This window comes from Methanobrevibacter ruminantium M1 (assembly GCF_000024185.1).
GTDB lineage: Archaea > Methanobacteriota > Methanobacteria > Methanobacteriales > Methanobacteriaceae > Methanobrevibacter > Methanobrevibacter ruminantium.
In genome coordinates this window covers 613329-628103 of record NC_013790.1, presented here as the reverse complement: position 1 = coordinate 628103, position 14775 = coordinate 613329, and the positions used below count along the sequence as shown (strand labels likewise).

Genomic DNA, 14775 nt, shown 5'->3' with positions numbered 1-14775 from the left:
TTTTAACCCCCTAAAAGTCTCTTTAGAGATTTAATTACCTAATTAATATTATTTAAAAGTCACCTTAAACCATAACTGAAGAAAAACTAACTAAAAGTCACCTTTAGCTATCTTTACCGCACAATACTCTCCGCACATAGCACACATCTCATCATCATCCAATTCACACTTATTCCTATAATGACGTGGCTTTACACTATCAAAAGCTAAATCAAACTGCTTTTCCCAATCAAAGTTTTTACGAGCCTGTGCCATTTCCACTTCCTTCTCCCATGCAGTGTCCAATCCTAAAGCAACATCTGCAGCTTGGGCAGCAATCTTGCTTGCAATGACTCCTTCCTTAACGTCTTCAAGGGATGGAAGTGAGAGATGCTCTGCTGGAGTCACATAACATAGGAAGTCAGCTCCGCTTGATGCTGCAATTGCTCCTCCAATAGCTGAAGTGATATGATCATAGCCTGGAGCCAAATCAGTTACAATAGGCCCTAATACATAGAATGGAGCGCCATGACACAATGTCTTTTGAATCTCCATATTTGCCCTTATCTGATTAAGGGGAACATGTCCTGGCCCTTCAACCATTGTCTGAACTCCCGCTTCCTGTGCTCTCTTTACAAGGGTTCCCAAGGTTACAAGCTCCTGAATCTGGGAAGTGTCTGTTGCATCAGACTGGCATCCCGGACGAAGTCCGTCACCTAATGAGAGAGTTATATCATATTCCAATGCAATCTCAAGCAAATAATCATAATTTGAATATAATGGGTTTTCCTTTTCATTATGCAATATCCAAGAAGCGAGGAAAGTTCCTCCTCTGCTTACAATACCCATCATTCTTTTAGCCTCTTGAAGTTTATAGACCAAATCCTGATTGATTCCACAGTGAAGGGTCATGAAGTCAACCCCATCCTTTGCCTGATGGATTATGGAATTGAATATGTCATCCTCATCCATATCTATTATTTCATTGCCCTTATTTAATGTAACTACCCCTGCTTCATAGATAGGGACAGTTCCAATGGCCACATCCACTGAGTCCATTATCCTTTCCCTGAACTCTAATAATTTAGGTCCTGTGCTTAGGTCCATGATTGCATCTGCACCAAAATCAACTGCCAATTTTGCTTTTTTAATCTCCAAATCAATGTCTTCGATTTTGCTTGAAGATCCTATATTTGCATTGATTTTGGTTGTTAAGCCCTGACCAATACCGCAAGCCTTTGTATCTCTATTAATATTCTTTGGAATTACTATTCTACCACTTGCAAGTCCGTTTAGAATCTTTCCAACATCTACTCTTTCAAATTCAGCAACAGCTTGCATCTCAGGGGTTACATTGCCTTTCTTAGCTTCAGTCATTTGAGTCATTAAAACACCTTAGTTTAAATGAATATCTTAGTAAATCTTTTATAATCATTAGTTTAATAATCTTTTAAAATAATTTTTTAAATCTAAAAAATCCTAATTACTATAACAATATAAAATATGTAATTTATTATTTAATTAATTTATCTAAAAAACAGTCCAACTTAAGAAACTTGAAAAAACATATTGAAAATCCACAGCAAAAAAATAGTTCTAATTGATTTAAACTAAAAAATTTATAAAATTATTTGATTTTTTTCGACATAAAAAAGATATGTTGATTAAAAAGAATACTTGTTTCAATAAAAATTAATAAAATTGAACAAAATAACAATTAACTATATGGAAAAAAGTTTAATAACTTAACATAGTTCAAAAAAAATGAATAAAAAACATTTAAATAATTAAAAAACTAAATAATTATATATCCAATATTTAAAAAAAATTGGAATTAAATTAAAGGAGAATTACAATGAAAAATTATTTCGACATAAAAGACAAAGTAGCAGTTGTAACCGGTGCTTCTTCCGGATTAGGTTGGCAAATTGCACAAGCTTACGCAAGCCAAGGTGCTAAATTAGCTTTATTCGCAAGAAGAGAAGAAAGATTACAAGAAAACGTAAAAGAAATCGAAGACAAATTTGGTACTGAAGTAATGTACGCTGTTACAGATGTCGGAGATTATGACAGCATTACCGCATCCGTTCAAAAAGTAATGGACGCATATGGAAGAATTGACATTCTCGTAAACGCAGCGGGTATGGGTAACAACAAAATGGTTGTAGACCAATCCAACGAAGAATGGGCAAGACACATCCACATCGACTTAACAGGTGTATACTACATGTGTAAAGCTGTTGGAGAAATCATGATTGAACAAGAATACGGTAAAATCATCAACATCGGTTCCATCCACAGTAGAGTTATCTTCCCTGGCGGAGGTATCAGCGCATACTCCTCTGCAAAAGGTGCAGTAATGAACTTAACCAAAAACTTAGCTGTAGAATGGGCTAAATACAACATTACCGTAAACGCAATCGGCCCTGCAGTATTCGAAACCGAATTAACTGTTGACTCCATTGAAATGGACGGATTCATGGATCTCATTGCAGCATACTGTCCAGCAGGCAGATTAGGTAAACCTGGTGAATTAGACGGACTTGCAATCTACTTAGCATCTGACGCATCCAGCTTCTGTACCGGTCAATTAATCTGTGTTGACGGTGGATGGACTGCTATATAAGTTCAATTAATTTTTAATTTTAATTAGGGGATTTAATCTCCTAATTTCATTTAATTTTTTAGTTATTTAATTAAAAACCCCATAAAACTATTTTTTATAGCTTAAACCCCATTTAACAAACCACATTTAATAGTTAAAAAAAACCATAAGAACTGATCTTAAATGCATTTAACTAAAGATTCCATAAAACTTTTTTTAAAAAGCTCCCTTAACATAAGTTTTATAATTTTAGTTTGAAAGCATAGGAAGGAACCAAAATTTTAATAAACTTGAAAATCAATAATACTATACCGAATTAAGACTAAAAAATTAAACAAAATTAACCTATCTTAACTAAAAAAAGACTTTGAGCCAAAATAATGAAAAAACGGCCAAATTTTAAAAATTAAATTGTTTAAAAAAAATATAAAAAATATAAACAAACTTATAAAAAAAAGTTAATCTAATAATCAAACAAATAGTAAAATAAAAATTATATCTATTTTTAAATAAAAAAAGATTTTTATACTAGATTGAACAAAATAATAATTGACAAACTTAAATTTGAGGGGCGAAAATGAAAAAAGAATCAATATTCAATGACGAAGTAAGCCTATTCAATTCCATTTATGTAATGCACAAGGCATTTGAAAAGTTTTTAAAAACCCATGTAAATGATTTAAATATCAATAAGGCAGAATCTAAATTTTTAGGTGAAATCTATTATAATGAAGGGATAAGCCAAAGGGAAATTGCTCGAAACTTATTTGTTTCAGAAGCAAATATTGCAAAGACATACAAGATATTAGAAAAAAAAGGATTTATCTATAAGAAAGTTGATGAAAAGAACAATACCCGTCGTCAGTTATACTTAACTGAAAAAGGCAAAGAATCCTTTGAAGAAATCATTAAGCTTTATGAAGAGTATCATCATTTCATTTTAAGTGATTACACAGAAGAGGAAATCAGAAAGCATGAAGAAATGATGAAAGGAATTGCAGACAAATCCTTAAAATTCTTAAAATAATTTAATAAATTAAAGTTCATATCATTTGAATAATCTATATACTCTATTTAGCTTATTAAATGTTTTAACTCCCTTAAATTTATTTTAATACACCAGACATCATTTAAATTTGTTTTAATGCTTTAAAAGAAATTTGTTTATTAAAAAAAGAATACTTATTTTTAAAAAATATGCCTCTTAAAAGAGCAAAAATAGATGAATTAAAAAAATAATTCCTAAAAAAAACTATTTCTATTAAAAAAAGAGCAGAAATACTTATTTTTATAAAAAAAGAACAATAAATAGATGAATTAAAAAAATAATTCCTAAAAAAAACTATTTTTATTAAAAAAAAGAATAAAAAAAAATAGAAATTAAAAATAGGCCAATTCAATTAAGAATTATGCTTCGGATTCTATTTTTTCACTTTCAGATGAAGATTCCACAAAACTGCTTTTTTTAGAATATCTTTCTTCATCAATCTTAATCACTAAAGAATCCTCTTCAAAAGCACCAGGATCTTTTTCTATGCATTCCTTAACTTTTGCAGTGATTGCTCCACCGTCTTCGTTGTCAATCATATCAACAAGTTCCAATTGTTGTTGGAATCGTTCAACACCTTCCATTGGAATGTTTTCTACAAAAGGAATAGCTCCAGTAGCTCCAGTGATTTTCTTTTTCTCAGGGTCACAGCCGTTTTCATATAATGCCTTAAAACTTTGACCTGTAATGTGTCCTTGCACTTCAGCACCACATAAAATCAAAAATCTTATGTTAGGGTTTGAAATGATGTTTGCAACAACCTTTTCAATTCCAAGGTTTTCAGTCTTGCAAGGTCCAGCAATGGCTGCGCCAGCAGCTGCAGGAATGTCTTCATTGTGAGAAGCCAATGTGGTTACAGCAACAGGGCTTTCTGGATCTCCTACAATATAATCTCCACTTACAACAGGCCAGTTTTCTGCAGTAGGTTTTTTATCCGCCATATTAATCATCCTCTATAACCTTAGTAAAAAATATTTTTTCTTAAATTTTACTTAAAATAATTATTTGTTAAATATAATTTTATCTTTCCAGTATTTAAATATTTTGTTACTTAAAGGGTATAAAATGTTACAATTAAGAAATAAAGAACTGATATCAATTTAAATTGAATATACAATAAATTTAATTAGATAAAATACAATTTAAGAAAATTAAAGTAAGAATTAAAAAGAATTTTTATAAAAAATAAGGAAAATAGTAGTTTAAATAAAAAAACAATGTTAAATAGTCTGAAATAAAAAAATAAAAAAAATAGTAGTTAAAAATAAAAAAAATAATAAAAGAATACTCTGAAATAAAAAAATAAAAAAAATAGTAGTTAAAAATAAAAAAAAATAATCTGAAATAAAAAAATAAAAAAATAGTAGTTAGAAATAAAAAAAATAAAGAATAGTCTGAAATAAAAAAAAAGAGAAAAAAATTAATCTAAAAGATTAATCATGAACTAATAACACATCAATTTCAGAATCTTTAAGTACCTTTTCAGCAACGCTTCCAATAACAAACCTATGAAGCCCTCTTTTACCTGAAGAAGCAATAATAATCAAATCAGCCCCTTCCTCTTCTGCAACTTGATTAATAGCTTCAGCTGGAAATCCTACAACGACTTTAGTCCTGACATTTACGCTGTCATCAAATCCTTTTTTCATAGCTGCAACATATTCTTTAGCTTCTTGAATAGACTCCTTATTAGCCCTATCAATATCTTTGCTTCTTTGGAAAGCAGTTTTTCTTAATTCTGTTGCAACAGAAAGAATAATGACTTCTCCATCTTCAGCTAATAACTTAGTAGCTCTTAAAATTTCTCTATTAGAATATTCAGATCCATCAGTTGGTAATATAATCTTTTTATACATAATTTCCACACTTAATTTTTAAATATAAATTATAAAATTATCCATCTATCACTATACTAATATATGTTTTAATCATATAAGTATATTTTTAATAAAATTCTTAAACAAAATAAACAAAGTTCAAATATGAAAGACAATATTTTCAAAAATAAACATAGTTCAAAAATGAAAGGATATTGTTTTCAAAATATCATCTTTGATTCAAATATTTATGAGTTTGAACAGACAACTTAACATTCTCCAAATGAGGGAAATTCTCCCTAATCAAGTCTGCCATTTCACCATCCTTGCTAAACTCTCCTTGAAGCCATATGGTTTTATCATAATTATATTTATCCTTTAGATAAATGACCTCATCAATATCCTCCTGTGAGCAAATAACAAACTTAAAGAACACATTATCATATTTATAATAGTTCTTAAATACGGTTTCCTTATCTTCCTTCGGACTTATCACATAATCGATTTCTGGAACGTATTCAAAAATTGAACCGTTTGTTTCGATTTGAATCTTAATCTCATCTGGAATTTCCTTAATCAAACGCTTAAGCTCTTCCATCTGCAATGTAGGCTCTCCACCAGTTATAACCAATATCCTTATATTATTAAACTCCATTTGAGTCATAAGTATCTCAAAGACCTCATCCACTGATAGAATTTCATATGTGGAGATATCAGTGTCACACCATGGGCAGTTAAGATTGCATCCATACAATCTTAAGAAAGTTGCAGGAGTCCCTATATAAGGCCCTTCGCCTTGAAATGATGTGAATATTTCACTTACCTTAATTTTAATCACCTAAATATATTTATCACAAATAAAAGAGAAAAAACCTTCTCACAAAATAAAGAGGAAATAAAAAACTTTCTCACAAATAAAGAGAGAAAAAAACTATTCCATAGGAGTATAGGTAACTCCAGTTTCAGGAGTTTCATAAACTCCAACGCTTACCAAGCATTCAATCTTATCCTTAAGACCATCATAGAAGAATTTGCTCATCTCTTCCATGGTAGGATTTTCAGAATCCATGAATTCATTTAAATTCAAATGATCCACACCAATGAACTCATTAAAGATAGCTTCAATGTCATAGGTGTCCATGATCATATTTCTATAATCCAAATCCTTATAAGGAGCCTGTAAAGTTAATATAACTCTATATTGGTGTCCATGCCATTGTGTACACTTTCCTCCTTGGTCCTTTAGCTTGTGACAGCCATATATTCTGTGTTCTGATACTAATGTTAACATAAATAACCTCCAATTAATTTCCATTACATACATTTTATAATAATCATTAAAAATAGCAAATTGCCATTTATTTCAAAAATATTATTCAATACCTAATTCTTCCTTAGCTTCTTTTATAGCTTCTATTCTTGACTTGCAGCTAAAGCATTCCCCACAAGGAGTTCCGTCATTGTTTACATAGCAACTCCAAGTCTTTTCAATAGGCACTCCTAACTCTAAAGCAAGCTTTACAACATCCTTTTTATCTGTATCAATAAAAGGAGCACAAACTGGAATGTATTCATAATTATTAACCTTATTTAATTCATTTATCTGCTTTAAGAATTCAGGAGTGGTGTCTGGATAGTCGCCAGTGTCTGCCTTGATTGCACCATAATAAACTTCCTCTAAGTTGTTGCTTATTGCAAATGCAGTTGCAAGCTCAAGCAAGATTGTATTTCTGCTTGGAACAACAGTGCTTTTTGGCTCTTGAACATTGTCATTATCCTTATCGGTTAAGCTGCTGCTAAGCAAGTCTACAATATTTCTTATATCAAAAACAAAATGATTTACATCGTTCATTTTACATATCTCACTTGCACGTTCAATCTCTATAGCAGCCTTTTGGCCATAGTTGAAACTGAGTGCAGTGACATTATTTCCTTCATTTAATAATTTATATAATAATGTAGTAGAGTCTAAACCTCCTGATAATATTAAAACCACATCTTTTGACATTTAAAATCTCCATTAATTAATTTAATTTTTTATTTGAATGTATATAATATAGTATTTATGTTTTAATTTGTATTTAAAATTAATCTAAAATTGACTAAAAACCAGAAAAAATTGGAAAATAAACTTAAAAAATAGGAAAAAGGGATTAAAAAATAAATTAAAATATTTAAGAAATTTAAATAAAATAATTAATGAAATCTAAATAAAATAATTTAATGGAAATTTTAAATAAAAATAAGCCAATAAATTAAGAAAATTAATAAAAAACATCCTAAACTAAAGGATTAGGCTGTTTGGAATTACCAGTTTTCTTTTTTGGCCCACCTATTTTATCCAATCTTAATTTAATAAACTCCTCACCCTTATCGCTTGCAGCAAAAATTGGAATTGAAGTTCCTACAGAGAAAACCTTTAGCTCCTTTCCAATATCCCTAAGATGCTTTGAAGCACATCCTGTAACCACATCCGCAGTATCAAATATTATTTCTGCTTCTTCTCTTCCAAGGCCTGTTGAATGGACTGCAAATATATAGACATTAATGTCTTCATATTCCTTTTCCAATTCCCTAAGAATGATTCCATCTTCAGCAAGGCAAATTGTTACTGCAATGTTCTTATATCCATTGTCAATAGCCAATCTAAGGCCATCCACCTGATCTATTCTTGCAGTCTCGCTGTCAACAACACGATCTTGACCAAAACTCTTCCAAATAAAGCTCTGGGAAATAGGACTTGTTTCAACAAGTCCAGAGACTCTTCCTCCAACTCCCTGAGCCATCTCACTTTCGGTTACAAGGACAGTTCCACATCCTTCACAAACCATGACTGCACAGTCAATAAGATTCTCATCAAGCAATGTAGACAATATTTCAGATATTCCAAAGGATAAAAAGTCTTTAAGTCTTAATTGACGATTTTTAGTACACATTCCAAAGTCATCTATTCTAAATTGAATGTTTTTTTCTATTTCCTCTTTTGTAAGTTCCTTTATTCCCCTATGCTTGTCAAATAAAGGACAATATTCAATCATAGGCTCTCCTACATCAACAACCTTCCCATTTTCCACTGTTATTCTAGCCCTACCTAATGCTTCAATCACATGCCTATCCATAAAAAACACCTGACAATCAACTGTTTATCCTAAAAATAATAAATATATCATATTTGCCAATTAAACTAAATTAAAAAAATTATTAACGTGTGTTATAATTATTTTATTATATTTGATTAATAAAATTTTCTAATAGTTTAAATAAGGAGATTAATAAAATTCTCCAAATATTTAAATAAAGAAGACTAATAAAATTTTCTAAATAGTTTAAATAAAAAAATAATATGATAAGAATAAAAATAGATTAAAAAAATAATGAATTAAAGAAAAATAAATTAAATTAATCTTTAATCCATTATTTAATTCTTTACAGGTGTTTTAGTGTATATTTGTTTATGGTTTAAGATTTGAGAATCATAAACGAGTTTATAAACTGATTAACTCTATTTAAGGGGAAACAGTTTAAGATAAATCATAAGAATAAAAAAACCCTTTAAGGATTTAATAGGAGGAAAAGTAATGAATAGAAACTTTTTTTAGAAAGACCTATCCATTACTTAAAGTTTTTTAAAGTTTTGCTATAAGTCTTAGATTAATCCAATCTAGAAGTATTGGATCAATTCTTCTTCATTACTGCTTTTTGGCTTCACCTTATCCATAGCCTCGTCAAAGAATTTTGCTGAAACTTCTTTTGCTTCAATATCATCCCTTAAAGCTAGCATAGCTGCTTCACGGCAAACTGCTTCAATGTCAGCTCCAACATATCCTTCAGCACGTTTAGCTAATTTCTTAAGCTTTACATCCTTAGCAAGAGGCATGTCTTTGGTGTGAACCTTGAATATTGCAAGTCTAGCGTCCTCATTAGGAGCGTCCACCTTAATGTGTCTGTCAAATCTTCCTGGTCTCATGAGACCTGGATCGATAATGTCTGGTCTGTTGGTTGCTGCAATGATTGCAACATCCTCTAGCTCTTCAAGACCGTCGATTTCGGTTAACAATTGATTTACAACGCGTTTGGTTACTCCAGAATCTCCAGATTCGCCTCCTCTTGAGCTTGCAATTGAATCAATCTCATCAAAGAAGATTACAGTAGGAGCAGTCTGTCTTGCCTTTCTAAAGACTTCCCTTACTCCTTTTTCAGATTCTCCAACCCATTTAGAGAGGAGTTCAGGTCCCTTGATTGCAATGAAGTTAGCTTCACTTTCATTTGCAACTGCTTTTGCAAGCATGGTCTTACCAGTACCTGGAATACCATAGAGCAAGGTTCCTTTAGGAGGTCTGACTCCAAATTCCTTGAACTTGTTAGGATATTTCAATGGCCATTCGACAGCTTCCTTCAATTCCTGTTTAGCGTCATCCAATCCACCTACATCATCCCAAGTTACATTTGGAACTTGTACAAGGACTTCCCTTAAAGCTGAAGGCTGAATCTCCCTTTGGGCAGACTTAAAGTCTTCCTTGGTTACCACAAGCTTTTCAAGGACTTCAGGTGGAATCTCATCGTCTGAACCTAAATCCGGAATGATTCTTCTTACAACCCTCATAGCAGCTTCCTTAGCCAATGCCTCAAGATCTGCACCTACAAATCCATGGGTTGTATTTGCGATTTGGTCCAAGTCAACATCCTCTGCAAGAGGCATTCCTCTTGTGTGGATTTCCATGATTTCCTTACGCTCATCCTTATCTGGAACGCCGATTTCAATTTCACGGTCAAATCTTCCAGGTCTTCTAAGAGCGCCGTCAAGTGAATCAGGTCTGTTTGTTGCTCCGATTACAACAACTTGACCTCTTGAATTAAGACCATCCATCAAGGTTAAAAGCTGTGCAACAGTTCTTCTTTCCACTTCACCATTGGTCTCTTCACGTTTTGGAGCAATTGCATCCAATTCATCAATGAAGATAATTGATGGAGCATTCTCTTCAGCTTCTTCAAAGAATTCCCTAAGGTTCTCTTCAGAGCCTCCAACATATTTGCTCATGATTTCAGGACCGTTTATTACAATGAAGTGTGCATCACTTTCATTTGCTACAGCCTTTGCAAGCAAGGTCTTACCGGTTCCAGGAGGACCATGCATCAATACACCTTTTGGAGGTGAGATACCTAATTTTTCAAATAATTCCGGTTTCTTAAGAGGAATCTCAATCATTTCCCTTACCTTCTTGACTTCCTCCTTCAAACCGCCAATGTCATCGTAACTGATATCTACAAGATTGGATACACCTTCCAATTTAGAGATGTCAACTGGCTCTTCATTTATTTCCAATTTAGTGTTAGGGCCAACTTTTACAACACCTCCAGGGCTTGTGCTTACAACAGCCAACTTGATCTGGCTCATTGCACCTATTCCAGGCACATTCATAAGGTCATCAAAGATATCATCAAAGAATCCGCTTCCTGAAACCCTTCTTTGAGGGGTCTTGATTCCAGTGTTTATCAAGTCGCCTTGAACCATGACTTGATTTGCGAATGCCCTGTTAAAGTCACCACCAATCCTGATTCTTGCATCGATAGGAGCGAGGACTATTTTTTTAGCTTCCTTTACATCTGCTCTTCTGATGGTAACTTCCTCTCCTATTGAAGCACCGGAATTCTTACGGGTGGTACCGTCAATCCTGATGATTGTTTCCATATCAGATTGAGAAGCGACAGCAATAGCTGCAGTGTTTTTAGATCCGACTATTTCGATAATGTCTCCGTCTTTTAAGCCGAGCTTAAACATGGATTCCATATCCAATTTAGCAATGTTTTTGCCTACATCATTTTGAGACAAGGTTTCTGCAACTTTGATTTTAAGTTCTACATCAGTCATGTTTTCAACTCCTTTACGTTTTTTGTGAATAAATAATAATAAATGTAAATATAATAATTCGACTAATTTGTTATATGCTATTTTAAATCGGTTAAATCCGATTAAATCGTTTTTAGATAATTAATTTCGTAATATACTAATTTTTTTAATTGTTCAATCAATAGATTTCAGTTACATAAACCAAAATCATTATCAATTTTAATTAAATTAATTGATTCCAGTTCACCCCTAAAAGATTATTAATAATTATTGGAGGCACAGAAATATCAATTGTTTAGAATTATTCTTAAAATTATTCAGCCAATGTCGTATCCAATCAATCATCAAATAAAAGATCTCTCCAGACTACAAATGAAACTAAATATTCATAAATACATTAAAATTAAACTAAAGATTTTAAGAGCGTCATTTTATTTGAATAACCAATAGAGATACAGTTTAATCATCAATAAATAATTAGAAGAATAAATTCCAGTAAAATTCCTTAAATTCATTTAATCAATCGTTTAAAATTAAATAAATAATTTTAATTAACCAAATAAAGAATTGAAAGAATTTTTAAAAAATTTACCAATAATTATTAATGCAAATCTTTTAGTTAGTTTTTGTAACTAAATAATAGTTGAACTTCATAGCATATAAAGCTTTCGATTTTATTAACCAAAAGTTATTTTAATTTAAACGCTTTTAAAAAGATTATAAAATTTTTAAAATAATTAAATTCATAAAAACAAAGTTTAAAATTATGATTTTTATTAAATAATTATTAAAATATTTTTATAAGTAAAATAAATCATTTTAATAAAAAATAAACTTTAGCATTTTTAGTGAAAAAAATTTATAAAAAAGAAAAAGTCAAAATATTATTTGAAAAAATAAGAACAAAGTTGAAAAAAAATAAGAAAATTATTAAAAAAATAAGAAAAATCTGGATAAAAAAAATAATTTAGGGGCCTGACGATTTTAGTTTTCAGATAATTGTTGTATGGCCGTTTTTGAGTAAAATCCTTGTGATATAATCAGTGCTCCCAAAAATACATTTAGATAAACGGTTTTTTCTACTGATTTTGGAGTATATTTGTGGATTTCTCTCATATTCAAGCCTTGTTTTAATAATTTGAAAAAATCTTCTATTTTGCCCCTTATTGGTTTAAATTTTTCCCATGAATCTATTTTTTTCATTAATTCCATTTTTAAACTATTGTATAATCTTTTTTCTTTCATTATTCTCTTTGTTTTGTTAAATACGGCTAGTAAATAAGTTAAAATGTCATCCAATCGGGTTCTGCTGAATTTTTCTTTTGGAAAAATGAAAGGAATGATTTTGTATTTGCTGATTCCGATTTGGTAGTTTTTATAGCTGTAATATCCTTTATCAAAGATTAATGTGTCTCCTTTTCTGATTATTCGTCTTTTTTGAAGGTTTTCTAAAATTTCTTCGAAAAGTTTTGCATCGTTTGGAGCTCCAGAGTGGACTAAAATACAAACAGGATTCATAGAATCATAATCTAATACAACAGTTGCTTTAAATCCAATATAATAACCTTTAGAGGATGAATAACTCCATTTGAGATTAATTTTTTCCAGATGTTCTTTAGTCTTTTTATTTCTGTGGAAATTAATATCTACGTCCACTGGGGTCGCATCAACAATAAAAGTCTTTTTTCCTCTTCTTTTAACCATATTCCTTGAGTTTAAGATTCTGTTTAAACATTTTATAAGTTTTTCAGAGTTTATTTCTGAAAAAATTTTATAAACTTGATCTGCAGTCAAAACTTCAGAAATATTAAAGTATTTGCGAAGTTCTTTTTTGGATTTAAGCTCGTTTAAAATGAATGGAATGTCAATTCCAAAGAACATACTTATAAATATAATTTTAAAAGTAAATATTGTTCTATTTAAGTTTTTAAATCCATAGGATGCTAATATACTTTTGGATTTTCTAGAATCCATAATTTTAAATATTTCTTTCAACAAAATATAATTTGGGTCTTTATTATCTAAATTTAATCTATGCTTCATTATTATCGCCAATAATATATTTGTAAAGCATATTATTTAAATTTAACGATATTAAAGACCTATTTTTTTATATAACTAATAATACAATTGTATTTTTAGAAATAAATACATTTTTATAGGGTAATGAATAAAAATATAGAAAATCTGAACGATTTCATACATAAAAAAATTCAGGCCCCTAAATAGCATATCATTTCATATTAACACCTTCTTAAAACTATAATCATATGCAATAGATTCAACCATTGATATATTGATAGTCTTATAATCTTAGCTATTTTCAAAAGAAATTAAAAAAACAAAAAAGCATTTTTGAAAATGATAGCTTGACAAATAATGGTTTGTTGAAAAATTTATATAAAACTTTCTTTTTTATTGAATGAAATATTAATATTATTAAAAATTATTGAACATAATGATAATATTTATAAAAAAAGATAAAAATTTTATCAATTGATAATATTTTAATCAAATGATAATTTTTTTAATATTGACTATAAGAATAATTAAAAACTTGGAAAAAATAACTATTGAAAAAGAAGTTTAACATAAAAAGATACTATAAAAAGAGATAAAAAAGAGATAAAAAAGGGCCATTCAACCAGCTTAAAACACTATAAAAAAAAAAGATTTATGATAAAAAAGAGATAAAAAAGGGCCATTCGACAACAGCCCTGATAAAAATTTTGGTCAAGGTTTTTTCACCCGAAGGCCAAAAAAGCTTGGGTATTAAAGCTTGCTTTTTTAGAGGACGGTCGCAACAATATAATACAAAACGGAAGTTACAGCAGGAACAGTAAGGTTGTCCACACCACCATAACTGAGAGCTTCACACAATGTTGCAACTGCTGATATAAGCAATATATACCATAAATTAAGCTCTGGAAGAGTGTATCCTATTGAACTGTAGAACACCCAAACAAATACAGAAAGAACTGCAGTTACAGAAAGCATTGCAAGGGAACCTACAACAGTTTTCTCTCCTCCAAATACATGATATTTGATTGTACCCCATTTTCCTCCAACAAGAGCAGCAAATCCGTCACCATATACCAATGGAACGATTGCCATTGCTACAATCCAAAGATAGTTAGGATCAAGCATGATTGGGTAGACAAAGAGCAATATGGACCAAATCAATGCATAAAAGAGGAGTCCTAATGCATGTCCGGATTCGGTAACGCTGTTTTCAATCTGAATAGGGGAGTACTCTGTAAGGAAGAATAGTGCCACAGTTACAGGCAAGGTAATGAATAAAAGCATAATCCAAGGATCTGAGAAGAATGGCATGGCAAATATCATATTACCTACCATAATATGTAAAAACTTACGGGAGACCTCTGGCCTGCTCTTTAAGACCTTCTCAGACAGTATAAAAATTGCAACCACATAAATATAAACAATCGCCAAAACAATAAAATCTGTCCACAACATA

12 protein-coding genes are annotated in these 14775 nt (G+C 30.6%); 2 read left to right on the top strand and 10 right to left on the bottom strand.

What is annotated here, in order from left to right; all coding sequences use genetic code 11:
• Positions 1–90: 90 nt before the first annotated feature.
• Positions 91–1365 (bottom strand): phosphomethylpyrimidine synthase, encoded by a 1275-nt coding sequence (thiC, locus tag MRU_RS02255; RefSeq protein ID WP_012955246.1) that lies wholly within the window; start codon positions 1363–1365, stop codon positions 91–93.
• 469 nt (positions 1366–1834) lie between these two features.
• On the opposite strand from thiC, the gene MRU_RS02250 reads away from it, so the two are divergent.
• Both MRU_RS02250 and MRU_RS02245 read left to right on the top strand, forming a co-directional pair.
• A complete protein-coding gene (locus MRU_RS02250; RefSeq protein ID WP_012955245.1) occupies positions 1835–2605 on the top strand; it encodes an SDR family NAD(P)-dependent oxidoreductase in 771 nt (256 codons plus the stop codon).
• A gap of 556 nt (positions 2606–3161) precedes the next feature.
• Entirely contained in the window at positions 3162–3611 is a 450-nt protein-coding gene (locus MRU_RS02245) for a MarR family winged helix-turn-helix transcriptional regulator (protein WP_012955244.1), read from the top strand.
• A gap of 380 nt (positions 3612–3991) precedes the next feature.
• Here MRU_RS02245 and mtrA read toward each other — a convergent pair whose 3' ends face one another.
• The 9 genes from mtrA to MRU_RS02200 all read right to left on the bottom strand — a co-directional run bounded on the left by mtrA (position 3992) and on the right by MRU_RS02200 (position 14774).
• A complete protein-coding gene (gene mtrA / locus MRU_RS02240; RefSeq protein WP_012955243.1) occupies positions 3992–4573 on the bottom strand; it encodes a tetrahydromethanopterin S-methyltransferase subunit A in 582 nt (193 codons plus the stop codon).
• Positions 4574–5065: 492 nt separating this feature from the next.
• Complete coding sequence (locus MRU_RS02235) at positions 5066–5488, bottom strand: universal stress protein (RefSeq protein ID WP_012955242.1); 423 nt, start codon at positions 5486–5488, stop codon at positions 5066–5068.
• A 190-nt stretch (positions 5489–5678) separates the two neighbouring features.
• A complete protein-coding gene (locus tag MRU_RS02230) occupies positions 5679–6287 on the bottom strand; it encodes a 7-carboxy-7-deazaguanine synthase QueE (RefSeq protein WP_012955241.1) in 609 nt (202 codons plus the stop codon).
• Positions 6288–6380: 93 nt separating this feature from the next.
• On the bottom strand, positions 6381–6740 hold the full coding sequence (locus tag MRU_RS02225; RefSeq protein WP_012955240.1) for a 6-pyruvoyl trahydropterin synthase family protein: 360 nt from the start codon (positions 6738–6740) through the stop codon (positions 6381–6383).
• A gap of 81 nt (positions 6741–6821) precedes the next feature.
• Entirely contained in the window at positions 6822–7457 is a 636-nt protein-coding gene (gene queC / locus MRU_RS02220; RefSeq protein WP_012955239.1) for a 7-cyano-7-deazaguanine synthase QueC, read from the bottom strand.
• A 271-nt stretch (positions 7458–7728) separates the two neighbouring features.
• On the bottom strand, positions 7729–8568 hold the full coding sequence (locus tag MRU_RS02215) for a methanogenesis marker 8 protein (protein ID WP_012955238.1): 840 nt from the start codon (positions 8566–8568) through the stop codon (positions 7729–7731).
• 542 nt (positions 8569–9110) lie between these two features.
• Positions 9111–11318: a CDC48 family AAA ATPase gene (locus MRU_RS02210; protein ID WP_012955237.1), complete on the bottom strand. Its 2208-nt coding sequence runs from the start codon at positions 11316–11318 to the stop codon at positions 9111–9113.
• A 963-nt stretch (positions 11319–12281) separates the two neighbouring features.
• Positions 12282–13340, bottom strand: a complete 1059-nt coding sequence (locus tag MRU_RS02205) for an IS5-like element ISMru1 family transposase (protein ID WP_012955236.1) — start codon at positions 13338–13340, stop codon at positions 12282–12284.
• Positions 13341–14084: 744 nt separating this feature from the next.
• Positions 14085–14774, bottom strand: coding sequence for a diacylglycerol/polyprenol kinase family protein (locus MRU_RS02200; RefSeq protein WP_012955235.1), 690 nt, complete (start codon positions 14772–14774; stop codon positions 14085–14087).
• Between the last annotated feature and the right edge of the window lies 1 nt (position 14775).

Coding starts and splice junctions, on each gene's coding strand:
- mtrA (WP_012955243.1), bottom strand. CDS start 4,573: ATGGCGGATAAAAAACCTACTGCAGAAAACTGGCCTGTTGTAAGTGGA.
- MRU_RS02215 (WP_012955238.1), bottom strand. CDS start 8,568: ATGGATAGGCATGTGATTGAAGCATTAGGTAGGGCTAGAATAACAGTG.
- MRU_RS02245 (WP_012955244.1), top strand. CDS start 3,162: ATGAAAAAAGAATCAATATTCAATGACGAAGTAAGCCTATTCAATTCC.
- queC (WP_012955239.1), bottom strand. CDS start 7,457: ATGTCAAAAGATGTGGTTTTAATATTATCAGGAGGTTTAGACTCTACT.
- thiC (WP_012955246.1), bottom strand. CDS start 1,365: ATGACTCAAATGACTGAAGCTAAGAAAGGCAATGTAACCCCTGAGATG.
- MRU_RS02250 (WP_012955245.1), top strand. CDS start 1,835: ATGAAAAATTATTTCGACATAAAAGACAAAGTAGCAGTTGTAACCGGT.
- MRU_RS02210 (WP_012955237.1), bottom strand. CDS start 11,318: ATGACTGATGTAGAACTTAAAATCAAAGTTGCAGAAACCTTGTCTCAA.
- MRU_RS02235 (WP_012955242.1), bottom strand. CDS start 5,488: ATGTATAAAAAGATTATATTACCAACTGATGGATCTGAATATTCTAAT.
- MRU_RS02205 (WP_012955236.1), bottom strand. CDS start 13,340: ATGAAGCATAGATTAAATTTAGATAATAAAGACCCAAATTATATTTTG.
- MRU_RS02200 (WP_012955235.1), bottom strand. CDS start 14,774: ATGTTGTGGACAGATTTTATTGTTTTGGCGATTGTTTATATTTATGTG.
- MRU_RS02225 (WP_012955240.1), bottom strand. CDS start 6,740: ATGTTAACATTAGTATCAGAACACAGAATATATGGCTGTCACAAGCTA.